The organism is Agrococcus jejuensis (assembly GCF_007679035.1).
In the GTDB taxonomy this organism is placed as follows: Bacteria; Actinomycetota; Actinomycetes; order Actinomycetales; family Microbacteriaceae; genus Agrococcus; species Agrococcus jejuensis_A.
This window is the reverse complement of record NZ_VEFR01000002.1, coordinates 272,120-295,283: the sequence shown is the minus strand read 5'-3', so window position 1 is coordinate 295,283 and position 23,164 is coordinate 272,120. Positions and strand designations below refer to the sequence as shown.

General features: G+C 73.2%; 24 protein-coding genes. 23 read left to right on the top strand and 1 reads right to left on the bottom strand.

From position 1 onward, the window contains the following. The first annotated feature begins 44 nt into the window (after positions 1-44). The 23 genes from tilS to FS793_RS16180 all read left to right on the top strand — a co-directional run bounded on the left by tilS (position 45) and on the right by FS793_RS16180 (position 21,388). Positions 45-1,040 (top strand): tRNA lysidine(34) synthetase TilS, encoded by a 996-nt coding sequence (gene tilS / locus FS793_RS08295; protein WP_144720037.1) that lies wholly within the window; start codon positions 45-47, stop codon positions 1,038-1,040. Positions 1,041-1,230: 190 nt separating this feature from the next. Beyond that, complete coding sequence (locus FS793_RS08290; RefSeq protein ID WP_144720036.1) at positions 1,231-1,968, top strand: hypothetical protein; 738 nt, start codon at positions 1,231-1,233, stop codon at positions 1,966-1,968. A 32-nt stretch (positions 1,969-2,000) separates the two neighbouring features. After that, a complete protein-coding gene (locus tag FS793_RS16190) occupies positions 2,001-2,171 on the top strand; it encodes a hypothetical protein (RefSeq protein WP_186329399.1) in 171 nt (56 codons plus the stop codon). A 50-nt stretch (positions 2,172-2,221) separates the two neighbouring features. Continuing rightward, on the top strand, positions 2,222-2,953 hold the full coding sequence (locus FS793_RS08285; RefSeq protein ID WP_144720035.1) for a hypothetical protein: 732 nt from the start codon (positions 2,222-2,224) through the stop codon (positions 2,951-2,953). A gap of 48 nt (positions 2,954-3,001) precedes the next feature. Further along, a complete protein-coding gene (locus FS793_RS08280; protein ID WP_144720034.1) occupies positions 3,002-3,196 on the top strand; it encodes a hypothetical protein in 195 nt (64 codons plus the stop codon). A gap of 45 nt (positions 3,197-3,241) precedes the next feature. Beyond that, positions 3,242-3,808, top strand: a complete 567-nt coding sequence (hpt, locus tag FS793_RS08275; protein WP_144720033.1) for a hypoxanthine phosphoribosyltransferase — start codon at positions 3,242-3,244, stop codon at positions 3,806-3,808. 67 nt (positions 3,809-3,875) lie between these two features. Then, positions 3,876-4,622 (top strand): hypothetical protein, encoded by a 747-nt coding sequence (locus tag FS793_RS08270; RefSeq protein WP_144720032.1) that lies wholly within the window; start codon positions 3,876-3,878, stop codon positions 4,620-4,622. A gap of 111 nt (positions 4,623-4,733) precedes the next feature. Next, positions 4,734-6,707 (top strand): ATP-dependent zinc metalloprotease FtsH, encoded by a 1,974-nt coding sequence (ftsH, locus tag FS793_RS08265; RefSeq protein WP_144720031.1) that lies wholly within the window; start codon positions 4,734-4,736, stop codon positions 6,705-6,707. Between the two features lie 2 nt (positions 6,708-6,709). Next, positions 6,710-7,279 carry a GTP cyclohydrolase I FolE gene (gene folE / locus FS793_RS08260; protein WP_144720030.1) on the top strand — a complete coding sequence of 190 codons (570 nt, stop codon included), beginning with the start codon at positions 6,710-6,712 and terminating at the stop codon, positions 7,277-7,279. Further along, positions 7,276-8,451, top strand: a complete 1,176-nt coding sequence (folP, locus tag FS793_RS08255; protein ID WP_144720029.1) for a dihydropteroate synthase — start codon at positions 7,276-7,278, stop codon at positions 8,449-8,451. Before folE ends, folP begins: the two co-directional genes overlap by 4 nt. Further along, positions 8,451-8,957 carry a 2-amino-4-hydroxy-6-hydroxymethyldihydropteridine diphosphokinase gene (folK, locus tag FS793_RS08250; RefSeq protein ID WP_144720028.1) on the top strand — a complete coding sequence of 169 codons (507 nt, stop codon included), beginning with the start codon at positions 8,451-8,453 and terminating at the stop codon, positions 8,955-8,957. Before folP ends, folK begins: the two co-directional genes overlap by 1 nt. Continuing rightward, a complete protein-coding gene (locus tag FS793_RS08245) occupies positions 8,954-9,403 on the top strand; it encodes a DUF3180 family protein (RefSeq protein ID WP_144720027.1) in 450 nt (149 codons plus the stop codon). The genes folK and FS793_RS08245 overlap by 4 nt, the downstream gene beginning before the upstream one ends. A 308-nt stretch (positions 9,404-9,711) precedes the next feature. After that, entirely contained in the window at positions 9,712-10,200 is a 489-nt protein-coding gene (locus FS793_RS08240) for a PH domain-containing protein (RefSeq protein ID WP_144720026.1), read from the top strand. Continuing rightward, positions 10,197-12,137 (top strand): PH domain-containing protein, encoded by a 1,941-nt coding sequence (locus FS793_RS08235; protein WP_144720025.1) that lies wholly within the window; start codon positions 10,197-10,199, stop codon positions 12,135-12,137. Before FS793_RS08240 ends, FS793_RS08235 begins: the two co-directional genes overlap by 4 nt. Continuing rightward, complete coding sequence (locus FS793_RS08230) at positions 12,134-12,844, top strand: DUF2520 domain-containing protein (protein WP_144720024.1); 711 nt, start codon at positions 12,134-12,136, stop codon at positions 12,842-12,844. The genes FS793_RS08235 and FS793_RS08230 overlap by 4 nt, the downstream gene beginning before the upstream one ends. Further along, positions 12,844-13,692 (top strand): pantoate--beta-alanine ligase, encoded by an 849-nt coding sequence (gene panC / locus FS793_RS08225; RefSeq protein WP_440130458.1) that lies wholly within the window; start codon positions 12,844-12,846, stop codon positions 13,690-13,692. The genes FS793_RS08230 and panC overlap by 1 nt, the downstream gene beginning before the upstream one ends. A gap of 99 nt (positions 13,693-13,791) precedes the next feature. Then, positions 13,792-14,496: a hypothetical protein gene (locus tag FS793_RS08220; RefSeq protein WP_144720023.1), complete on the top strand. Its 705-nt coding sequence runs from the start codon at positions 13,792-13,794 to the stop codon at positions 14,494-14,496. 62 nt (positions 14,497-14,558) lie between these two features. Continuing rightward, positions 14,559-15,143, top strand: coding sequence for an RNA polymerase sigma factor (locus tag FS793_RS08215; RefSeq protein ID WP_186329398.1), 585 nt, complete (start codon positions 14,559-14,561; stop codon positions 15,141-15,143). Next, a complete protein-coding gene (locus tag FS793_RS16185) occupies positions 15,140-15,982 on the top strand; it encodes a hypothetical protein (RefSeq protein ID WP_186329397.1) in 843 nt (280 codons plus the stop codon). The genes FS793_RS08215 and FS793_RS16185 overlap by 4 nt, the downstream gene beginning before the upstream one ends. An 86-nt stretch (positions 15,983-16,068) precedes the next feature. Next, a complete protein-coding gene (locus tag FS793_RS08205) occupies positions 16,069-17,313 on the top strand; it encodes a hypothetical protein (RefSeq protein WP_144720021.1) in 1,245 nt (414 codons plus the stop codon). Positions 17,314-17,608: 295 nt separating this feature from the next. Beyond that, positions 17,609-19,216: an SGNH/GDSL hydrolase family protein gene (locus FS793_RS08200; protein ID WP_144720020.1), complete on the top strand. Its 1,608-nt coding sequence runs from the start codon at positions 17,609-17,611 to the stop codon at positions 19,214-19,216. A gap of 59 nt (positions 19,217-19,275) precedes the next feature. Continuing rightward, positions 19,276-21,006: a lysine--tRNA ligase gene (locus tag FS793_RS08195; RefSeq protein WP_260980085.1), complete on the top strand. Its 1,731-nt coding sequence runs from the start codon at positions 19,276-19,278 to the stop codon at positions 21,004-21,006. Positions 21,007-21,211: 205 nt separating this feature from the next. Further along, the gene (locus tag FS793_RS16180) at positions 21,212-21,388 is read left to right on the top strand and encodes a hypothetical protein (protein WP_172802255.1); all 177 of its coding nucleotides are present in this window, start codon (positions 21,212-21,214) and stop codon (positions 21,386-21,388) included. Positions 21,389-21,435: 47 nt separating this feature from the next. Here the strand turns inward: FS793_RS16180 and FS793_RS16740 are convergent, their stop codons facing one another. Then, the gene (locus tag FS793_RS16740) at positions 21,436-23,109 is read right to left on the bottom strand and encodes a CPBP family intramembrane glutamic endopeptidase (RefSeq protein WP_144720018.1); all 1,674 of its coding nucleotides are present in this window, start codon (positions 23,107-23,109) and stop codon (positions 21,436-21,438) included. Positions 23,110-23,164: the final 55 nt, after the last annotated feature.

The following is a 23,164-nucleotide window of genomic DNA, read 5'->3' as shown; positions in this document are numbered from 1 at the left end:
GGCGCTCCTGTCTCGGGTGTTGCGATCGGCAATAGGATCATGGCATGCCCGATCACGACGACCGCCGCCCGAGGCTGACCCCCGCGGTCGCCGACACGCGTCGCGCCGTACGGGAGTCGCTCGCGGGCATCGACGAGGGCTCGCTCGTGCTCGTGGCCCTCTCCGGAGGCCCCGACTCGCTCGCCCTCGCGGCGGCGACGGCGTTCGAGGGTCCTCGCGCCGGCATGCGCGTCGGTGGCGTCGTCGTCGACCACGGCCTGCAGGAGGGATCGGCGGAGGTCGCCGAGACCGCCGCGCAGCAGGCACGCGACCTCGGACTCGAGCCGGTGCTCGTGCGCCGCGTGACGGTCGACGGCCATGGCGGCCCCGAGGCCGCCGCTCGGCAGGCGCGCTACGCGGCGCTGCTCAAGGCGCGCGCCGAGGTCGATGCGGCCGCCGTGCTGCTCGGCCACACGCTCGACGACCAGGCCGAGACCGTGCTCATCGGCCTCGCCCGTGGCTCGGGCCCCGAGAGCCTGTGGGGAATGCACCCCGCGATCGGCTTCCTGCGACGCCCGTTCCTCACGGTGCGCCGCGCCGACACGAAGGCCGCGTGCGGCGACCAGGGCCTCCAGCCGTGGAACGACCCGCACAACCACGACGACCGGTTCCTGCGCGCCCGCATCCGTGACCGCGTGCTGCCGATCCTCGACCAGGAGCTCGGCGGCGGCGTGGTCGAGGCGCTCACGCGCACGGCCGACCAGCTGCGCGAGGACGCGGAGGCGCTCGCGCACTTCGCGCAGGAGCAGATCGGCGATCTCGTCGAGCACGCCGAGGGCGGCCTGTCGCTGCACGCCGGCGCGCTCGCCGCCAACCCGCCCGCCCTGCGCCAGCGCATCATCCGCCTCGCGGTGCAGAGCGAGTTCCACGTGTCGCTCACGCGGCAGCAGACGCTCGAGGCGTCGCGCCTCGTGACCGACTGGCACGGCCAGGGCCCCATCCACCTGCCGGGCATCCGCGTGGCGCGCGAGGGCTCGCTGCTGCTCTTCACCGCTGCCTGACCCGCGGCGGGCGGGCGCTCGGAGGATCACGGGTGCATCACGATCGCCTCGCGTCGCGCCCCACCTCGAGCGCACGCCACGAGGCTGGTCGCAGACCGCCCGCATGCTCGACCCAGCATCCGCGTGACCGAACGCCGATGCCGGACATGACGGGTCGGATGCGCAGACCGCGCACGTGAGGAGAGCCTGCATGGACCATCGTCCATACCCGATGCGCACGGCGCTCGCCGTCGCGGCGCTCGCCGTGCCGCTGGTGCTCGCGGCCTGCGCGCCCGCGGCGGACGACGAGGTCGTCGGCGACTCGTCGCAGCCGTCGCCGAGCTCGTCGGCCGAGCCGACGCCCACCGCCGCCGAGGGCATCGACACGAGCGACTGGCTCGAGTACTCGACCCACGACGGCGACATGACCTACCGCTACCCGGCGGACTGGACGCTCACGAGCGAGTCCGTGGAGTCGCCCGCCGACGCCGGCGGCCGTTGGTTCGACAGCGCGATCCTGACGGCGCCGAACGGGCAGCAGCTGCTGCAGTCGAGCGACTACGTCGACATCGGCGGGGCGTGCGGCGAGGACTACCAGTTCCCGGTCGAGGTGCTCGCGAGCGAGCCCGCGGACGTGCAGGCGCTCGGGGCCGAGGAGACGCCGCAGATCACGACGGTCGCCCTCGGCACCGACGACGAACGGTGGACCTTCGGCGTCGGCATCACGTCGGTCGATCGCCTGCCGGAGGCTGGCGCCACCGGTTGCAGCTGGTACTTCGTGCACGGCTCGAGCGATGGCGGCGTGTCCATCGGCACGCACTTCATGATGGCGTCCATCGAGGACGACCCGCTCTGGACCGTCGACTCGCTCGACGACGCGACCGCGTACATGGAGACCGACGAGTACGCGACGATCCTCGAGATCCTGCGCTCCGTGCGTACGAGCTGACCCGCAGCAGACCACCCATCGAGGACGGCACCGTGCACCGCACCGCCGGCCGATGCCATCTCGACGGGCATCTTCGTCGTCGAGGATCCGGCAGGTGGCTGGAGCTCGACACCCGCGACGCCGCGCTCGCGTACCTCGACACCGCCGAGCGCCGGACGCTCGCCGACCTGCTGCGGGGCATCCGCATCCACTGCCGTCACTGATCCCGTCAGCCGGACATGACAGGATGCCCGACCGACCGAGAGGACCACCCATGCATCGTCTCCGCCACGTCCCGCTCCTCGCCCTCGCCGTCGCGGGTCTCGTCGGATGCGCACCGGCGGGCGATGCCCCCGACGCGTCCGCCAGCTCCTCCGCGACGCCGTCCGCGACCCCGAGCGAGAGCGCATCGCCCACGCTCGCGCCCGAGCCGAGCGCGGAGCCGTGGCAGACCGTGACGGTCGAGGACGGCACGACCTGGAGCATGCCCGCCGACTGGACGACGCTCGACGAGAGCAGCGAGAACGAGGGCGGCCGCGTCGTCGACGTGCGCGTGCTCGACGCCGACGGCACGCCGGTGCTCGCGTACTTCCACGACCTCGGCGGGCTCGGCGGCATCGGCGGCGGCTGCACCGAGACGCCCGCGATGTCCGTGCTGGCGCAGACGCCCTCGGCCGCCGGCTTCCAGCCCATGGCCGACGAGGCGTTCTTCGACGCCGCCTACGCGGTCGAGCAGGCCGATGGCAGCGTCGCGCTGACGATCGGCGTCATCCCCGACGCGATGCTCGAGGCCGAGGCCACCTGCCTGCTCTACAACATCGGCTACGACGCCGACCTGCGCACCGTGTTGTTCGCGACGGCGTTCTCGTCGGGGCTCGGACTGCCGACCGACGCCTCGCAGGACTGGTCGCGCTTCGGCTCCTTCGACGAGGCCTCGAGCTTCGTCGCCTCCGCCGCGGGGCAGACGATGCTGCAGGTCGTCGCGTCGCTGCGGCTCGCGTCCTGACCGCGCAAGGCGCTGCGGCGACGTCGTCGCGGCGCCTACGGTGAGCCCATGACCCGCATCCTCGGCATCGTGCTCGGCGTGATCCTCATCGCGGCCGGCGGCCTGTTCTTCCTGCAGGGGATCGGCCTCGTGGCCGGCTCCTCCATGACCGGCACGACCACGTGGACGGTGCTCGGTCCGCTCATCGCGCTCGCCGGGCTCGTCGTGCTGCTCGTGACGCTGCGCCGCACCCGCCGCCGGTAGGTTGGGAGCCCCGAGCCCGCCAGCCCACCGCCAGGAGCGCAGCACATGGACCTCAAGGACATCGAGCAGGACCTCGCAGGCGTCCTCCACACCGAGGAGGAGCTGCACGCTCGCCTCGAGGAGCTCGCTCGCGAGATCGAGCGCGACTACGAGGGTCGCTCGATCCTGCTCGTCGGCGTGCTGCGCGGCGCCGTCATGGTCATGGCCGACCTCTCGCGCGCGCTGAGGCGCGACGTCGAGATGGACTGGATGGCCGTGTCGTCGTACGGCTCGGGCACCACCTCGAGCGGCGTCGTGCGCATCCTCAAGGACCTCGACACCGACCTCACGGGTCGCGACGTGCTCATCGTCGAGGACATCATCGACTCGGGCCTCACGCTCTCGTGGCTGCAGGCGAACCTGCGCTCGCGCGGCGCCGCATCCGTCGAGATCTGCACGATGCTGCGCAAGCCGGATGCGCTCAAGGTCGAGGTCGACGTGCGCTACTGCGGCTTCGACATCCCCAACGACTTCGTCATCGGGTACGGCCTCGACTACGCGGAGCGCTACCGCAACCTGCGCGGCGTCGCCGTGCTCGCGCCGCACGTGTACGCATCGACCGACGACGCCTGAGCCGCGGGCGGCGTCAACCCCGGCCGCGCGCTGGGCGTGGACGCCGGGTGCGCGGGAGGATGCTGGCATGCTCCGACCTGCACGAGCCTTCGCGGCGCTGACCCTGGGAACGACCCTCGCGCTCGTCGGCTGCGCCGGCGCATCGCCGGAGCCGTCGCCGAGCGAGACCTACCCGACCGAGTTCACCGCGCCCCCTCCGACGCCGGTCGGCGAGCCCCAGCCGGAGGCCGTCGAGGTCGACTCGGCCCTGCCCGCCGAGATCGCCGGCATCGACACGAGCGCGTGGCAGCAGGTCGCGCCGGTCGACGGCACGTCGGCGAGCTTCCGCATCCCCGCCGACTGGTCGACGCAGCCGATCGCGAACGGGCTCGCGGTGCTGCGCCCCGACGGCGAGCAGCAGCTGCAGCTCACGGTCGTGCCGGCGGGCGCGGCGCCGCAGAGCGACGGACGCTGCCTCGACGCGAGCGGCGCCGCGGTCGCGTGGAGCACGAACCAGCTCGACGTGCAGCCCGTGACGATCGCGGGCGCCGCCGACGTGGCGTACGGGGCGGCCGCGCTGCAGCTCGACGGCGCATGGATCGTGAGCGTCGGCCTGCTGCCGTCGGCGGCGGCGCAGTCGCCGCGCTGCCCGATCGTGCACGGCTTCCAGGCGGGCGATGCCGTGGTGAGCTTCGGCAGCGAGGCGACCGTGCAGGGCGCCGACGCCGGGAGCGCATGGGTGGTCGGCTCGCTCGGCGACGCGCAGGCGTACGTGGGCACGAGCGAGTACGCCGTCATCCGCGCCATCGTCATGTCGTTCGAGATCGTCGGATAGGCGTGCGGCCTGGGCGCTTCCACAGGCTCCCGCGCCCGCAGCGAACAGCGGCAGGATGCCCAGCGCCGCCCGGGTAGCCTGAGCAGCACCGACGCGACGCAAGGACGTGTGTTGAACATCAAGAAGCTGCTGCGCGGCCCCATCCCGTGGGTCGTGCTCGCCCTCATCATCGGCGTGTTCGCCTTCACGCTGATCACGACGCCGACGTTCCGCGAGATCCGCACCGACCAGGGCATCGACCTCATCGAGTCGGGTGCCGTGCAGCAGGCCGAGATCATCGACGGCGAGCAGCGCGTCACGCTCGTGCTGTCCGACGTCGACGACGACCTCGGCACCGACCGCGTGCAGTTCTACTACGTGACGCAGCGCGGCGAGGCGATCGTGCAGGCGATCACCGACGCCGACCCGTCGGACGGCTTCGACGACAGCGTGCCGCAGTCCAGCTGGCTCGTGAGCCTGCTGAGCATCCTGCTGCCCGTGCTGCTGCTGGGCGCGCTCTTCTACTTCATCATGACCCGCATGGCCGGCGGCGGCCGAGGCGTCATGCAGTTCGGCAAGTCGAAGGCCCAGATGGTCTCGAAGGACATGCCGCAGGTGAAGTTCTCCGACGTGGCCGGCGCCGACGAGGCCGTCGAGGAGCTGGCGGAGATCAAGGAGTTCCTGCAGGACCCGGCGAAGTTCCAGGCCGTCGGCGCCCGCATCCCGAAGGGCGTGCTGCTGTACGGCCCTCCCGGCACCGGCAAGACCCTGCTCGCGCGCGCGGTCGCCGGCGAGGCGGGCGTGCCGTTCTACTCCATCTCGGGCTCGGACTTCGTCGAGATGTTCGTGGGCGTCGGCGCGAGCCGCGTGCGCGACCTGTTCGAGCAGGCGAAGCAGAACGCGCCGGCGATCATCTTCGTCGACGAGATCGACGCCGTCGGTCGTCACCGCGGCGCCGGCATGGGCGGCGGCCACGACGAGCGCGAGCAGACGCTCAACCAGATGCTCGTCGAGATGGACGGCTTCGACGTGAAGACGAACGTCATCCTCATCGCCGCGACGAACCGCCCCGACATCCTCGACCCCGCGCTGCTGCGCCCCGGCCGCTTCGACCGGCAGATCGGCGTCGATGCGCCCGACATGGCGGGCCGCGAGACGATCCTGCGCGTGCACGCCAAGGGCAAGCCGATGGCCGACGACGTCGACCTCGCCGTGCTGGCGCGCAAGACGCCCGGCTTCACGGGCGCCGACCTCGCGAACGTGCTCAACGAGGCCGCGCTGCTCACGGCGCGCACGAACCAGAAGCACCTCACGAACGAGTCGCTCGACGAGGCCGTCGACCGCGTCATGGCCGGCCCGCAGCGCCGCACGCGCGTCATGAACGACAAGGAGCGCCTCATCACGGCGTACCACGAGGGGGGACACGCGCTCGCGGCGGCGGCGATGAATCACTCCGACCCCGTCACGAAGGTCACGATCCTGCCGCGTGGCCGCGCTCTGGGCTACACGATGGTCATGCCCGTCAACGACAAGTACTCCGTCACGCGCAACGAGCTGCTCGACCAGCTCACCTACGCCATGGGCGGCCGCGTCGCCGAGGAGATCGTCTTCCACGACCCCACGACGGGGGCGTCGAACGACATCGAGAAGGCCACGGGCATCGCGCGCAAGATGGTGACCGAGTACGGCATGACGTCGATGCTGGGCGCCGTGAAGCTCGGCGGCGGCAGCGGCGAGGTCTTCATGGGCCGCGACATGGGACACGGTCGCGACTACTCCGAGGACGTCGCCCGCGAGGTCGACTCGGCCGTGCGCGCGCTCATCGAGCAGGCGCACGACGAGGCGTGGACGGTGCTCAACGCCAACCGCGTCGTGCTCGACCGCCTCGCGACCGACCTCATGGAGAAGGAGACGCTCGACCACCTGCAGCTCGCCGAGATCTTCGCCGACGTGCAGAAGCTCACGCCGCGCGAGCAGTGGCTCTCGAGCACCGGCCGCCCCGTGAGCGACCAGCCGCCGATCTCGCTGCCGGTCTCGCAGCAGGTCGACGCCGCCGTCGAGGTGGATGCCGACGAGCCGGGCGCGGAAGGCGCGAGCGGAGCCTGACCATGACGGTGGATCGGGCACGCGTCGCCGCGGCGGTGGGCGAGCTGCTCGCCGCGATCGGCGACGACCCGACGCGGCAGGGGCTCGCCGAGACCCCGCGCCGCGTCGCGGAGGCGTACGCCGACTACTTCTCGGGCGTCGGCGTCGACGCCGCCGAGCAGCTCGCCGACTCGACGAGCCTCGAGGGCGAGACGGGCGAGCTCGTGCTCGTGCGCGGCATCGAGCTGCGCTCGATCTGCGAGCACCACCTGCTGCCGTTCATGGGCACCGCGCACGTCGCATACCTGCCCGGCGAACGCATCGTGGGCCTCGGCCGCATCCCCGCCGTCGTCGACACCGTCGCGTCACGGCCGCAGATCCAGGAGCGCCTCACCGACGAGATCGCCGACGCGCTCGTGCGCGGCCTCGCCCCGCGCGGCGTGCTCGTGGTCGTCGAGGCGACGCACGGCTGCGTCACGGCGCGCGGCGCCCGCCAGGTGCGGTCGTCGACCGTGACGATGGCGAGCCGCGGCGTGCTCGCCGAGCCCGTCGAGCGGGCCGAGATCATGGCGCTCATCGGGGAGTCGCGGTGACGCGCATCCTCGGCGTGCTCAACGTGACGCCCGACTCGTTCAGCGACGGCGGCAGGTTCGAGGATGCGGGCGCGGCGATCGCGCACGCCCGCCGTCTGCGCGTGCAGGGCGCCGACGTGGTCGACGTCGGCGGCGAGTCCACACGGCCCGGCGCGACGCCCGTCGCGGTCGAGGCGGAGCTCGCGCGCATCCTGCCCGTCGTGCAGGCGCTGTCGTCGGGCGGCATCGCCGTGTCGATCGACACCATGCACGCCGACACGGCGCGCGCGGCGGTCGAGGCGGGCGCGACGATCGTCAACGACGTCTCGGGCGGCCTCGCCGACGAGCGCATGGCCTCGGTCGTCGCCGACCTCGGCGCGACCTACGTGCTCACCCACTGGCGCGGGCACGACCTGGGGCTCGGCACCACGTACGGCGACGTCGTCGCCGACGTGCGCGACGAGCTCTCGGCACGCGTCGACGCCGTCGTGGCCGCGGGCATCGACCCGGCGCGCATCGTGCTCGACCCGGGCCTCGGGTTCTCGAAGGACGCCGACGACAACTGGCGCCTCGTCGCGGGGCTCGATCGCATCGTCGACCTCGGCCTGCCCGTGCTCGTCGGCGCGAGCCGCAAGCGGTTCCTGGGCGCGCTGCTGCCCGCCGATGCGCCGATGGACGCACGCGACCACGGCACGGCGGCGCTCTCTGTGCTCGCGGCGCAGGCCGGTGCGTGGGGCGTGCGCGTGCACGACGTCGTCTCGACGCGACGCGTGCTCGACGTGCTCGACGCCGTCGGCGCGGCGGCGCGTCGGCCGGCGCCCGTCGCGGGCGTCGCCGACCGCATCGAGCTGCGCGGCCTCGAGGCGTTCGCGCACCACGGCGTCTTCGACCACGAGCGCCGCGACGGGCAGCGCTTCGTCATCGACCTCGACGTCGACGTCGACCTCGCCGCCGCCGCGCGCGGCGACGAGCTCGCCCGCACCGTGCACTACGGCGAGCTGGCCGAGGCCGTCGTCGCGGCCGTCGAGCGCGACCCCGTCGACCTCATCGAGACCGTCGCCGAGCGCATCGCCGCCGTCGCCCTCGGCTTCGCGGCAGCGCAGCGCGTGCGCGTCACGGTGCACAAGCCCGGCGCCCCCATCACGGTGCCCTTCGGCGACGTCGCCGTCACGATCGAGCGCGGGCGCGCGTGATGCTGCGCGAGGCCGAGGCAGTGCTGTCGATCGGCGCGAACCTCGGGGATCGGGCCGCGCTCGTGCAGCGCGCGATCGACCTGCTCGACCGAGCCCCGGGCATCCGCGTCACCGCGCGCTCGGGGCTGTGGGAGTCGCCCGCCTGGAAGCCCGACGGCGCGGACGGCGCCCCCGACTACGTCAACGCCGTCGCGATCGTGCGCACCGTGCTCGAGCCGCTCGACCTGCTGGACGCCGTGCACGCCATCGAGGATGCGCTGGGGCGCGTGCGCGTGGAGCGCTTCGGCGACCGCACGATGGACGTCGACGTCGTCGCATACGACCGTGTCGTCTCCGACGATCCCGTGCTCACGCTGCCGCATCCGCGCGCCCACGAGCGGCAGTTCGTGCTGCAGCCGTGGCTCGAGGTGCAGCCGGGCGCCGAGCTGCCCGAGCACGGCGGGATCGCCGAGCTCGCCGAGTACGCGCACGGCGACGTCTGGCCCTACCGCGAGGATCGCGCATGACGCGCACCTCGACGACGACGCTCGTCGTGACGTGGATCGTCGCGGCAGCCGCGGGGTTCGCGGTGGATGCGGCGCTCGCGGGCGCCGGCAGGCCGATCCTGCCGCTGCCGCCGACGATCGGCGTCGTGCTCGCAGGCATCGCCGTGGTGCTCGTGGCGTTCGCATGGCCCGTGCGGCAGATGGTGCGCGGCGGCCGCAAGGTCGGCTTCCGGCATGCGACGGGCGTGCTCGCGGGCGCGAAGGCGTCGGTGCTCGTCGCCTGCGTGCTCGGCGGCTGGGCGTCCGGCGCGCTGCTGTTCCTGCTCACGCGGGTCGTCGTGTCGGGCGACGCCGTGACGATGTCGCTCGTCACGATGGGCGGTGCCGTGCTGCTGCTGGTCGCGGCGCTGCTCGCGGAGTCGTGGTGCATGCTGCCGCCCGACGAGGACGGCGCGTCGCCGGCCTGAGCGACCAGCTGGTCGAGGAGCGCGCGAGCCCGCCCGACGAGGACGACGCCTCGCCGGCCTGAGCCACCAGCTGGTCGAGGAGCGCGCGAGCCCGTGGGCGAGCACGCGTCACGAGACCACGCGACCGCGGCTCCTGCCCAGCCACGCGCGTGGTCGCGCCGGAAGGGCACGTCGCGTGGTCTCGTGACGCGTGCTCGCTGCGCTCGCGCGCTCCTCGACCAGCTGCAGGAGGCCGCCACTCGCATCCCCCGCTCGGCGTCCGTCGCAAGCGGGAATCGGCGTCCAGCCCCGCGGCCTAGCCTGGACGCATGGAGCGCATCGACCTCGCCGGAGACTGGCGCCGAGTGAGCCCGCGGTACGCGTGGGCGGAGCTGTGGACCTCGGCCATCTGGGGCGCGATCATCGCCGCCGCGGTCGGCGTCTTCCTGTGGCTCGTGAGCGACTGGGACCGATGGGTGCCGATCGCGATCGGCGTCGCCGTGCTCGTCTTCTTCGCGCTCACGGGCCTCTTCGGGTTCCTCCGCGTACGCACGATCGGCTTCCTCATGCGCGACGACGACCTGCTCGTGCGCCGCGGCATGCTGTTCCGGCGCTTCGTGAGCGTGCCCTACGGCCGCATGCAGGTCGTCGACGTCACGCAGGGGCCTCTCGAGCGCATGCTCGACCTCAAGACGCTCAAGTTCGTCACGGCCGCCGCGACGAGCGCCGTCACGATCCCCGGCCTGCCTGGCACGGATGCCGAGGTGCTGCGCGACGAGCTCGTGGCGGTCGCCGAGTCGCGTCGGGCCGGACTGTGACCGACCCGCTCCAGCCGCCGCCGCCCCGCGAGCAGCAGCACCAGGCCCCGCAGCCGACCGCCGCGGCGGCGATGCTGCCGCCGGCCGAGCAGCCGCCCGTCGAGGCGCAGGAGCGCGCCCGCTCGCTCGTCGACGGCGAGTGGCACCGACTGCACCCCGCGACGCCGCTGCTGCGCGGCGGCCTCGCCGTCATCGTCGCCGGCTTCTTCCTGCTGAACACGCTGCGCGACCGCGTCGTCGCGCTCTTCCTGCCCGACGACCTCGACTACGACGGCGACGCACCCGACGCGATCGAGGCCGCCGAGCAGCTGGCCCGGAGCGGCACGCTCCTCTGGGTGCTGCTGGGACTCGTCGCGGTGCTCGCGCTGTGCGTGCTCGGCTTCTGGCTCGCGTGGCGCGTGCACACGTTCCGCGTCACGGGCGACGTCGTCGAGGTGCGGCAGGGCATCCTGTTCCGGTCGCACCGGCGCGCACCGCTCGCCCGCATCCAGGGCGTGAACCTCGAGAAGCCGTGGTTCGCGCGCATCTTCGGCGCCTGCAAGCTCGAGATCCAGTCGGCCGGTGCCGACGCGAACGTCGATCTCGCCTACCTGTCGAACGGGCTCGCGGACGCGCTGCGCTACGAGATCCTCGCGCGGGCCGCGGGGCGCACGTCGTCGCAGCAGCACCAGCAGCAGGCGGGCTCGCGCACGCAGCGCGTCGTCGACGACTTCCTGCGGCCCGACGCCGAGCTCGCGGGCATCGCCTCGACGTCGCTCGTGCGCCTCAAGCCCAGCACGGTCATCGTGTCGTCGCTGCTCGACCTCGGGCTCGTCATCGGCGTGCTCGTCTCGGTCGCCGCGGTCGTGGCCATGGTCGTGCTCGACATCCCGTGGCTGCTGTTCACGCTCATCCCCACCGTGATCTCGGTCGTGAGCATCACGGTGCGCACGCTCTCGCAGAAGCTGCGCTACTCGATCGCGCAGACGCCCGACGGCATCCGGCTCGCGTACGGCCTGCTGTCGACGACGACCGAGGTGCTGCCCCCTGGCCGCGTGTTCTCGATCACGGTGAGCCAGCCGCTGCTGTGGCGGCCGATGGGCTGGTGGAAGATCGCGTTCACCCGCGCCACGAAGACGACGGATGCGTCGTCGGGCCAGCAGCGGCAGTACGCGAACATGCTGCTGCCCGTCGGGTCGCTCGCCGACGTCGACACCGTCATCGGCCTCGTGCTGCCCGACCTGCGCGGCACGCGACTGCTGCGCGACGGCCTCGTGGGCCGCGGCGCCGTCGACGCGGATGCGGGCGCCGAGGACGACCACGCGGCCGCCGCGACCCACGACGGCTTCGTGACCACGCCGCGGTCGGCGCGCATCCTGCGCCCGCTGTCGTGGCGTCGCAACGGCGTCGCGATCGGCGACGATGCCGTGCTGCTGCGCAAGGGACGCATCTGGCGGTCGCTCGGCATCGTGCCGCTCGCCCGCACGCAGTCGTTCGCGATGCACCAGGGCCCCCTCGAGGGCGCGCTGGGCGTCGCGCACCTCGCGGTGCACGTCGTGGGCAACGCCTTCTCGCCGACGATCGGCGCGCTCGCCGTCGACGATGCGCAGCGCGCGTTCGCCCACGCCCGCGAGGTGGTGCCCGCGGCGATCGGCGCCGACACGACCGAGACCTGGCACGTGCGCGAATCGCGGCCCGATGCGCCGCCGACGGCGCTGCCCGCCGCGCCCGACCCGGCCAGCGCGAGTGGTCGCGATCTGCGACCCGGTACGGTCGATTGGTCCACAAGTGGACCAATCGACGGCGTGGAGCAGCAAGACGTGACCAATCGATCGGATGCGGCCGGCCAGGACGGGCCCGCCGCGCAGCCGCAGACCCCGCAGCAGCCGGCATCGCAGCAGCAGCCGCCGCAGCCGCACCCGGGCGCCGACGCGCGCGGCGACGAGCAGCAGCGGTGAAGCCGGCTCGTCTCGGCGTCGGCATCGTCGGCGCCGGCCACGTCGGCCCTGTGCTCGGCGCGGCCCTCGCGGGCGCCGGCCACGCGCTCGTGGGCATCTCGGGCGGCGGCGACCGCGTCGAGGTCATGCTGCCCGGCCTGCCAGTGCTCGACGTGCCGACGATCGTCGAGCGCGCCGAGCTCGTGATCCTCGCCGTGCCGACCGACCAGCTCGCAGGCCTCGTCGAGGGCCTCGCGGCGACGGGAGCGTGGCAGCCGGGCCAGCTCGTGGTGCACACGGCTGCCGAGCACGGCGTCGAGGTGCTCGAGCCCGCGCGCGCCGCCGGCGCCATCCCCCTCGCGATCCACCCCGCGATGGCCTTCACGGGCACGACGCTCGACCTCACGCGCCTGCGCGACGCCGTGTGCGCCGTCACGGCGCCGGCCCCGGTGCTGCCGATCGCGCAGGCGCTCGTCGTCGAGCTGGGTGCGGAGCCCGTCGTCGTCGCCGAGGCCGATCGCGCCGACTACGCCACCGCCGTCGCGCTCGCGACGGAGGTGGGGGAGCGGGTCGTGGGCGACGCGCTCGCGCGCCTCGCCGACATCGGCGTCGCGCGGCCCGTGCGCCTGCTGGGACCCATCGTGCGATCGAGCGTCGAGCGGGCGCTCTCGCGCGCACCGTCGCATCCCGAGGCGGATACGATCGGCGACGACCTGGAGGCGTTGTAGTGCAGACCCTGACCACGATCGACGCCGTGCGCGATGCGGTACGGGCGGCGAGGAGCCGCGGCGAGCGCGTCGCCCTCGTGCCCACGATGGGCGCCCTGCACGACGGCCACCTGGCGCTCGTCGACGCCGCGCACGAGCACGCCGACCTCGTCATCGTGTCGATCTTCGTCAACCCGATGCAGTTCGGCCCGCGCGAGGACCTCTCGCGCTATCCGCGCGACCTCGACGCCGACCGCGCACGGCTCGCCGTCGCGGGCGTCGCGGTCGTGTTCGCGCCGACCGCCGACGAGATGTACCCGTCGGGTGCCGCGTCGCCGACGATCGTGACCGCCGGCCACCTCGGCATGGTGCTCGAGGGGCGCAGCCGCCCGGGCCACTACGACGGCGTGCTCACCGTCGTGTCGAAGCTGCTGCACATCGTCGGCCCCGACGTGGCGTGCTTCGGCGAGAAGGATGCGCAGCAGCTGTTCCTCGTGCGGCGCATGGCGCACGACCTCGACATGCCCGTCGAGATCGTCGGGGTGCCAACGGTGCGCGACGCCGACGGTCTCGCGCTGTCGAGCCGCAACCGCTTCCTCTCCGACCACGATCGCCGCACCGCGCTCGAGCTGTCGCGCGCCCTCGAGGCCGCCGGCTCGTCGGCGGATCGCGGCGTGGAGGCGATGATCGCTGCGGCGCAGGGCGTCATCCAGTCGAACACGGGCGTGCAGCTCGACTACCTCGCGGTCGTCGACCCCACGACGTTCGCGTTCGTGGGGGAGGCGCACCACGGCCCCGTGCAGGTGCTGGTCGCTGCGCGCGTCGGCGACGTGCGCCTCATCGACAACGCCACGTACGCCATCCCCTGACCTCCGACGCGCCGTGCGCCGGCCCGCGTGTGACCACGCGTGGGTGCCGGACATGACGGGTCGAGGATCCGCACGGTGCGGATCCGTGAGGAGGGGCGCATGCGCGGCACGCGAACCTGGACGGCGGCGGTCGGCGCCGCCGCGACGCTCGCGATCGCGTCGGGCTGCGCGCCCGGCACGCTCGACGACGACCCCGCGTCGACCGACGCGGGCACGAGCGCGAGCCCGAGCCCGAGCGCATCTCCGTCGCCGACGCAGGAGCCCGTCGAGCCGACGGAGCCCGCGACGTTCACGACGCAGAACGGCACGACGTCGTTCACGCTGCCCGCCGGGTGGACGGTGCGCGACACGAGCAGCCTGTCGCTGGACCACGACGGCGAGGACGTGTGGTCGAACTCGCTCGTGCTCGTCGACGCCTCGGGCGCCGACCGCATCACGTACTTCGACCCGATCGCCGATGGCGTCGGGGCAGCCGGCGACGCGTTCGACGTCGTGCAGGCCCTTCCGCTGCAGCATCGCATCGTCGCGGCAGCGTGGTGGGTGTCGTACGGCGCTGCCAGCGGCACGACGACGTACTCGGTGCAGGCGGCGCTCGTCGAGGACCCGTCGAACCCGTCTGCGGTGATCGCGATCTCCGGCGGCCTTGCGACGGCCGCCGGCGTGCTCGAGGGCATCCCCGAGTGCGCGGCGATCGGCTCCGAGGCGGCGGCCGTCGCGTGCCTCGAGTCGGATGCGGTGACCGAGACCCTCGAGGTGCTCGCGAGGTACGAGCCGCACGACGTGCCGGGCGGCGCGATGCCCTGACCCGCCGACACGCCCGGGGGCGTCCAGCGTGACCGCAGGTCGACTCATGGACAATCCAGGGCGTGACCGCCGAGCAGACCGACGAGCAGCTGTGGGCTGCCGTCGTGCGCGGCGACGGCATCGCGTTCGCCAGCGTCTTCGACCGGCACGGCGACCGCGTGTGGCGACATGTGTGGAGGATGATGCAGCACCGACAGGACACGGAGGACGTCGTCTCGGCGACGTTCGCCGAGGCGTGGCGTCGACGTGCCAAGGTGCGCATCGTCGACGAGTCGCTGCTGCCCTGGCTGCTCGTCACGGCCACGAACTGCGCGCGCAACGCGAGCCGCGGCAATCGGCGCCTGCAGCGCCTCATCGCGCACATCCCGCGCGCCGACGACGCCCCCGATGCCGCCGACGTCGTCGGCGATCGCAGCGAGGCCGACGAGGCGAAGGTCGCCGTGACCGAGGCGCTGCGCGCGCTGCCGCCCGCCGACGCGTCGCTCATCGCGCTCGTGATGCTCGAGGAGATGCCGCTCGCCGACGCCGCGCGCGCGCTCGGCATGGGCTACGGCGCGGCCAAGACCCGCATCCACCGCGCCCGCGGACGCCTCCGCGCGCAGCTCGAGGCGGCAGGGGTCGCCCCGACCATGGAGGAGGTGGCATGAGCGACGAGACCGGTCCCGAGATGGACGAGGCGTTCGCAGCGCGCATGCGCCGCGGCCTGGCCGCCATGCCGCCGCGCGAGGTCGCCCGCAGGCAACGCATCCAGGGTCGCGCGGCCGGCGCGCTGGGCGTGCTCGCGATCGTGGCCGTGACCGTGCTGGGCGTGCAGACCCTCGGCAGCAGCGGCCCCGGCGTCGAGGCCGTGCCGACCCCGACCCCGACGCCGTCGGTCACGCCCTCGCCGGAGCCGACGCCCGAGCCGACCCCGTCGACGACGCCGACGCCGACGCCCGAGCCCGATCCCGAGCCCACGCCGCCGCCCGGCTTCGAGGGCGTCGCCGCGGGCGTGCCCGTCGTGACGCTGGTCGGGCAGGGCGGTCGCGGCGACACCGGCGCGGCCGGGGGACCTGCTGTGGACGTGTACGACATCTACGTGCTCTGCCGTGGGGTCGGGTCCGTCGAGACGCCGCGCCTGGTCGTGGACTGCGCGCAGGAGGCGCCGTCGACGGTCATCGCCCAGATGCGTGTGTCGACCCTCGCCGGTACTGGGGCACAGGTCGTGCTCAGCGACGACTTCACCGGCGTGGTCCGCGTCGTCGCCGCTGGGGAGGACCCTGGTGGCATCGGCATCGGCGGCGTGGCCTCGGTCTGGACCGAGTGCCCATACGTGGCGTCGGTCGGAGGGATCCCGTTCGACTGCACCTGGGCCGATGGTGAGCAGTACGCGCTCGAGCTCGCCGCGTGGGGCATCCCCTACGGGCCGGATCAGCTGGTCCCCACCATCGAGCTCGCGTTCGAGATGGGGACCAACGTGCGGTTCGTGCTCGACCCGTCGTCGTGATCGAACCGTGATGCGCGTCGCGTGACATCGCGTGCGTCGTGGACATGACGGGATGCGCGGCGAGAGCCGCACGAGAGGAGACGGCCGTGGCCGCACGAGCATCCCGCATCCGCACCGCCATCGCAGGGTTCGCGCTCGCGACCCTGCTGGCCTCGTGCGCGACGGGCGCTGACGTCGAGGAGGAGTCCGTCGGCGCGAGCGGGACCCCGACGGCGCCCCCGACCGCGAGCCCAGAGCCGACGCCGGAGCCCACGACCTTCACGACGCAGAACGGCACAGCGTCGTTCCTGCTGCCCGACGGCTGGACCGTCGAGGACACGAGCGAGACCGATCTCGTGACGAACCACGGCGGGCCCGCATGGCAGAACTGGCTGACGCTGCTCGATGCCGATGGCACGCCGCGGGCGCACTACGGCGACGGCTACGCCGACGACGTCGGCGCCGTCGCGCAGACGGGCACCGTGCAGTCGATCGCGATGGTCGACGGCCTGCACGCCGCCGCGTGGTGGTCGACGTCCGGCGAGGGCGACGACTGGCACGTCGATGCCGCCGTCGTCGCCGACGTCACGTCCCCGAACAGCACCGTCGTGCCCGAGGGCTTCGATCGACTGCACTCGTTCTCGGCCGACCTCGCGGCCGTGCCCGAGTGCGCATCGGTGACCGACGAGGCATCGGCGGTCGCGTGCCTCGAGGCTCCTGGCACGACCGAGGCGCTCGAGCTGCTCGCGACGCTCGAGCTCGAGCCGCTGCCGTGGGATGCCATGCCCGCGGGCGTCGACCCGTTGGCGACGGTGCCGTGGACGCGCTTCGACTCCGCCGACGGCGCGATCGCGTTCGAGCATCCTGCCGCGTGGACCGTGGAGGGCACGTCCGACGGTCACGGCTTCTGGCTCACGACGCCAGACGGCTACGAGACGCTGCACTTCAGCCTCCTGACCTCCGAGTGGGGCGGGAGCGACCTCGCCGCCATGGCGTGCACGGATCCGACTGCGATGCAGACCATGACGGTCATCGAGTCCGAGGCGGTCACGCCGCTCGCCGCCGACCTCGCGGACGACGTCGGCGACCTCGAGATCGTGACGGCCGACTACGGGTACGGCGGGTTCGTCGGCGTCGCGATCCTGCGGGCCCAGGACGCCGCCATCGGATGTCTCTCGCAGACGGTCCCCATCGGCGACGGAGCGATCTGGGCTGCCACGGCCTGGGGCACGGACGCGCCGATGCAGATCTACGCCAAGTACCCCGGGGGTGAGGGGTTCGTCGGATCCTTCGACCAGCTGGCCATGGTGCGGGTGCTGCGCACCCTCGAGATCCGCCACCTGAGCGCCTGACCGGGGGCGGCCCGAACGGGGCCGGCGCCGCGCGAGCCTGCGCGCGGTCGTCGAGGCTGCGCTGCCGCGCCCGAGCGTGCGACCCGAGCACCTCGAGCCTGGGTCGGTGACCAGTGCGTCGAGCGACATCGCCTCGCGTACGGTCCCATCTCGCCAGTCACAGACTGCGCGTCTGTGTCCCGTCATCGCGTCACCGTGATGCGATCGTGACCTCGACACCGTGACCCGCACCCATGCGCGGACATGACCGAACGAGGTGGCGCGGACGGCGCCACGGTCGGGAGGAGACGCGATGGTGGCACGCAGGCGATGGTTCGGCATGGGGGCGTTCGCGGCGACGATCGCCGTCGCGGCCGGGGTGGTGATGCCGATGCCGCTGGCGACGGCCGAGGATGCGCCGGCGGCGGCCGAGGATGCGCCGGCGGCGGCCGAGGCTGCGCCGGCGACGGTGCAGTGCTACGGCGACAGCATCCTCGCATCGGTGTGCGGCGGAGCGTCCTCGGCGCTCCAGCAGGCGATCCCGGCCTCGCGCGTGCAGTCGTACGCGCAGGGCGGCCATTCCTCCGGCAGCATCGCGACGAAGATCGGCGCGTACGTGCTGCGCCTCTCGTCGCCGGTCACGATCCCGGGCTCCGGATCGGTGTCGGTGGGGCGGCCAGCGTGGCTGCCGTCGCCGGACCACGCGTTCGGGCCGCTGTACATGCAGGCGTCGATCGCCGGCGTCGGCGGCTGGCTCTTCCACGATCCGAGTCAGGGCATCGCCTGGCGCTTCGATCGAACGGTCGGCGGTGCGCCCGTCGATGCCCCCGCGGGCACCGCCATCCAGTCGCTCGAGGTGCCCCAGCCCGGCACCGCGTCGATCATCTGGGCCGGCACGAACAACCTGCTCGACGTCTCCCAGGTGCTCGCCGACGTCGACGCGATGGTGCGGCACCACCAGGCGACGTCCGGCGGTCCGTTCTGGGTCGTGTCGGTCACGCCGGCCTGGGGCAACTCGGGCTCGATCTACGGTCAGGCTCGCTCGCGCATCAACGCGACGCTGCAGGCGAGGTACGCGTCATACGTGCCGCTCGACCTCTACCTCGCCAACGGCGCCATCACCGACGCCGGTCTCGTGCCGACCGCTCGGGATCGCGAGTGGATCGCGGCGGGTGCCAACCCGCCTGCGTTCTGGGCTGCCGACTGGGTCCACTTCAACAGCGTCGGGCAGCAGCGCATCGCCGCGTTCCTGGCGCGGTTCGTCGCCGGCGGCCTCACCGCGGCGCAGGCCGTGGCGGAGATGGCGCCACAGGCGTCGATGTCCGCGACCGCCTCGGGGCTGACGGCCACCGTTCGAGGGTGGGCCTTCGACCGATCCGACCTCTACGCGCCGCTCGCGATGGGCGTCACGGTCGACGGTCGGTGGATGGGCACGACGCTCGCGAATCGCGCGTCGCCCGAGCTCGGCCGCTACGGGGTGCCAGGCGGGCACGGGTTCTCGATGGCGGTCGCGATCCCCGCGGGCACGAGCACCGTGTGCGTCGTCGCCGTCGGCATCGGCGCGGGCGGCGACCATGTGCCGCCATGCGTGCAGGTGACGGGCGTGGCGCCAGCACCCCAGGGCGACATGACCGTGGTGCCCGTGGGCGGCACGACGGTCGCGGTGATGGGCTGGGCGTTCGACCACGCCGATCTCTACGCCCAGATCCCCGTCGGCATCATCATCGACGGACGCTGGCACGTCGGCCTCACCGCCGCCCTGCCGAGCGACTACCTCCGCCCGTACGGCGTGCCGGGTGCACACGCCTTCTTCGCCGGCGCCACCCTCTCGCCCGGCACGCACACGGCATGCGCCGTCGCGGTGTCGCCGCGGACGGGTCTGCGAACGACGATCGGATGCCAGACGTTCACGATCCGGGGGTGACGCCGTCGGCGGTGGGTGGATGCGGCTCGCATCCGCCCACCGCCGTAGGATCGATGTCCGTGAGCGAGCCCACCCCGAACGCAGCCGACGTCCGCGACGACTGGGTCTCGAGGCTCGCCGACGAGGTCATCGAGAAGGCCGCGCGTCTGGGCACGAAGCCGCTCGTCGCCTCTGGCCTGTCTCCCTCGGGCGTCATCCACCTCGGCAACTTCCGCGAGGTCATGAGCCCCCACCTCGTCGGCGACGAGATCCGGCGCCGCGGCCTCGAGGTGGAGCACATCATCTCGTGGGACGACTACGACCGATTCCGCAAGGTGCCCGCCGGCATCGAGGGCGTCGACGAGTCGTGGACGCAGCACATCGGCAAGCCCCTCACCTCGGTGCCCGCCCCTCCCGGATCGGCGCACGACTCGTGGGCCGCCCACTTCCGCGCGCAGGCCGAGGAGGGCTTCGCAGCGCTCGGCATCCGCTACCGCGGCATCTCGCAGACCGAGCAGTACACGTCGGGCGCGTACACCGAGCAGATCCTCGACGCGATGCGCAAGCGCCGCGAGATCGACGCGATCCTCGCGCAGTTCCGCACGCTGCCCGCCGCGAAGGACGACGACGAGGAGCTGCAGAAGGCGCTCGCCGCCGGCTCGGGCGCCGCGTCGGAGGACGACGGCTCGGGCGGCGCGGAGTACTACCCGTACAAGCCGTACTGCACGGCGTGCGGCACCGACCTCACCACGATCACGGCCTACGACGACGACTCGACCGAGCTGTCGTACACGTGCCAGTGCGGGCACGTCGAGACGGTGCTGCTGCGCGAGCACCGCTCGGGCAAGCTCGTGTGGAAGGTCGACTGGCCCATGCGCTGGGCCTACGAGCGCGTCGTGTTCGAGCCCTCGGGCGTCGACCACCAGTCGCCCGGCTCATCGTTCCAGGTCGGTCTCGAGCTCGCGCCGCTGTTCGGCTGGGAGCGGCCCTACGGCCCCATGTACGCGTTCGTCGGCTTCGGCGGCGCGGCGAAGATGTCGTCGTCGCGCGGTGGTGCCCCGGCACCGATCGATGCCCTGCAGGTCATGGAGGGGCCCGTGCTGCGCTGGCAGTACGCGCGCCGCCGCATGAACCAGTCGTTCGACGTCGCCTTCGGCAGCGAGCTGCAGCGCCTCTACGACGAGTGGGATGCGCTCGGTCGCAAGCTCGACGCCGGCACGGCCGGTGCGGCGGAGGTCGCGGCGCACGCCCGCGCGATCGGCACGGCCGACGAGACGCTCGAGTCGACGCCGCACCGCGTGGCGTTCCGCACCCTCGCGTCGCTCGTCGACCTGTCGACCGGCGATCCTGCACAGCTCGTGCGCCTCGTGCGCCAGGTCGATGGCACGATCGGCGACCTCGGCACGCTGCAGCCGCGCCTCGGACGCGTCGAGACGTGGGTCGCGACGCAGATGCCGACCGACGAGCGCACCGTCGTGCGCGCGGAGCCCGACGTCGAGACGCTGGGCGCGCTCGAGCCCGGCCAGCGGGCAGCCATCGCCCTGCTGCTCGACGGCGGCGGCGGCCTGCCCGCCATCGGCGACGCGTGGTCGATCGACGGCCTCACGAACCAGGTCTACGGCGTCGTGAAGGTGCAGCGCGGCCTCGAGCCGACCGCCATCGTGAAGGGCGACAAGGAGATCGCCGCCGAGCAGCGCGCGTTCTTCACCCTGCTCTACCGCCTGCTCGTCGACCGCGACGCGGGCCCGCGTCTGCCGACGCTGCTCCTCGCGATCGGCGAGGAGCGCCTGCGGAGCCTGCTGACGGCGTAGGCCCTCAACTGGTCGAGGAGGCCCCGAGGCGCAGGCGAGGAGCCGTCGCGAGACCACGTGACGTGCCCGCCCGGCGCGACCACGCGCACGGCTGGGCGGGAGCGGCGGTCGCGTGGTCTCGTGACGCGTGCTCGCCCTTCGGGCTCGCGCGCTCCTCGACCAGCTGCTGGGGGATCGCCCGCGACCCGCGCGGTACCATGGAGCCATGCCGCAGGACTTCTGGGGGAACGCGATCTTCTCGCTGATCCCGACCATCGTGATCTGCGTCGTCTTCTGGTTCGTGCTGCGCTCGATCTTCCGCGCCGACCGCACGGCCCGCCGCGTCTACGACCGCATCGAGGCGGAGGAGCGCGAGAAGGCCGGCTTGCCGCCGAAGGCCTGACGCCCCGACCGACGACGCCCGCACCGTGAGGTGCGGGCGTTCGTGCGTCAGCGGTCGTCGCGCTGCGGCTCCTCGGCAGCGGGCGGCGGCCCGCCGGCGGGTGCCTGCGGCTCGGCCTCGACCGGCGCGCCCCAGCCGTGCTGCTCGGGCGCGGGATGCGGCGTCGGCGACCCGGCAGGGGGCCACGCCTGCTGCGGCGCGGCCTGCTGCGCCCACGGCTGCTGCGGCATCGCCTGCGGCGCCCACTGCTGGGGCGCGGGCTGCTGCCATCCCTGCTGGGGCATCCCGTACCCAGGAGCGCCGGACCCGGGTGCCTGCGGCGGCATGCCGTACCCAGGAGCGCCGAAGCCGGGCGCCTGCGACGGCATGCCGTAGCCGGGTGCGCCGTACCCGGGCGCCTGCTGCGGGATCCCGTACCCGGGTGCCCCGTACCCGGGAGCGCCGTACCCGGGCGCCGCTGCCATCGCGGGCATCCCGGGCGCCACGAGCTGCGGCTGCGGCTTCGGCAGGAGCAGCAGCTCGGCGCCGGGCGCGCCCTCGGTGCGACGCTGCCAGCGCTTCGACATGAGGTGCACGGCGACGTACGACAGACCGAGGGCGGCGATGCAGGCGGCGAACGCGACGAGCTGGATCCAGAACGGCCCCTCCTCGCCCGACGAGGTCGCGAAGGGCGAGACGCCCATGAGCGCGAGCGGCAGCATGATGAAGACGTTGTTCGCGGTGTGCACGACGCACGCGGCCTCGAGGCCGCCGGTGCGGAACGTGAGCATGGCGCACGTGAACCCGACGAGGGAGACCTGCAGGATCGCCAGTGGCGGGTACCCGATGTGGGCGAGGCCGAACACGAGCCCGATCGCACCGCCCGTGACGAGCGACGACACCCAGGGGTTGCGCATCCACGAGCCGAGTTGCTGGGTCACGATGCCGCGGAAGGCGAACTCCTCGCCCGACGACTGCAGCGGCGTGGTGAGCAGCACGATGGCCACGAGCAGCCAGTCGGGCTGGAAGCGCCACTCGATCGACGGATCGATGAGGAACGTGACGCCGACGTAGATCGCGAAGATCGGCGCGACGACGAGCGCGGTGCGGCCCACGGCACTCCACCGCCAGCGCCCGGCGACCGAGAACGCGAATCCCATGGCCTTGTCGCCGTACGCCGCGAGCGCCACGACGGCGCCCGGGATCATCGCCGCCCACGACAGGTTGATGCCGAGGAACGCCATGGGCGAGCCCATGACGGCGTCCATGAGGAAGGCGGGATCGTTCGCCGCGGTCGTCGGGTCGTCGAAGATCTCGAGCAGGCCGGGCATCATGAGCGCGAGCGCGATGGCCTGACCCAGCGCGAAGAAGCCGATCGCGATCGCCCATGCGAGGAACCACCGGCCCACACGGCGCGGGAGCGGGCGCAGCGCCTGCGCGTAGACCTGGCCCTCGAGCGGCAGCGCCGCCGGCACGCGAGCGCGCGACGGAGCCGCAGGCGCCTGCTGCTGCCACGCGGGCGGCGCGCCAGGGGCGGCGGGCGGCTGCCACGGCTGCTGCGTGCCCCACTGCTGCTGGTAGATCGTGTCCTCGCCGCGGCTGAAGCCGGGCGGCACGACCCGGTCGGGCGCGCGCTCCGCGGCCGTCGCCGGGTTCTCGACCGCTGCGCTCGGGTCGGCGGGCTGCTGCGGGCGTCCGAGCGGCGTCGGTGCGCCGGCTCGACTCTGGTCGTCCAGGCTCACGGGACCTCCTCGCGTGGAAGGCTACCCAGCCCGCATCGGTCGCGCCTGTGCGTCC

What these genes read in the sequence shown, in the direction of transcription:
- hpt (WP_144720033.1), top strand. Translation starts at nt 3,242, where the DNA reads ATGGACCTCAAGGACATCGAGCAGGACCTCGCAGGCGTCCTCCACACC.
- FS793_RS08245 (WP_144720027.1), top strand. Translation starts at nt 8,954, where the DNA reads ATGACGCGCACCTCGACGACGACGCTCGTCGTGACGTGGATCGTCGCG.
- folK (WP_144720028.1), top strand. Translation starts at nt 8,451, where the DNA reads ATGCTGCGCGAGGCCGAGGCAGTGCTGTCGATCGGCGCGAACCTCGGG.
- FS793_RS16185 (WP_186329397.1), top strand. Translation starts at nt 15,140, where the DNA reads ATGAGCGACGAGACCGGTCCCGAGATGGACGAGGCGTTCGCAGCGCGC.
- FS793_RS08240 (WP_144720026.1), top strand. Translation starts at nt 9,712, where the DNA reads ATGGAGCGCATCGACCTCGCCGGAGACTGGCGCCGAGTGAGCCCGCGG.
- FS793_RS08280 (WP_144720034.1), top strand. Translation starts at nt 3,002, where the DNA reads ATGACCCGCATCCTCGGCATCGTGCTCGGCGTGATCCTCATCGCGGCC.
- FS793_RS08270 (WP_144720032.1), top strand. Translation starts at nt 3,876, where the DNA reads ATGCTCCGACCTGCACGAGCCTTCGCGGCGCTGACCCTGGGAACGACC.
- FS793_RS08285 (WP_144720035.1), top strand. Translation starts at nt 2,222, where the DNA reads ATGCATCGTCTCCGCCACGTCCCGCTCCTCGCCCTCGCCGTCGCGGGT.
- tilS (WP_144720037.1), top strand. Translation starts at nt 45, where the DNA reads ATGCCCGATCACGACGACCGCCGCCCGAGGCTGACCCCCGCGGTCGCC.
- folE (WP_144720030.1), top strand. Translation starts at nt 6,710, where the DNA reads ATGACGGTGGATCGGGCACGCGTCGCCGCGGCGGTGGGCGAGCTGCTC.
- FS793_RS08220 (WP_144720023.1), top strand. Translation starts at nt 13,792, where the DNA reads ATGCGCGGCACGCGAACCTGGACGGCGGCGGTCGGCGCCGCCGCGACG.
- FS793_RS16180 (WP_172802255.1), top strand. Translation starts at nt 21,212, where the DNA reads ATGCCGCAGGACTTCTGGGGGAACGCGATCTTCTCGCTGATCCCGACC.
- FS793_RS08290 (WP_144720036.1), top strand. Translation starts at nt 1,231, where the DNA reads ATGGACCATCGTCCATACCCGATGCGCACGGCGCTCGCCGTCGCGGCG.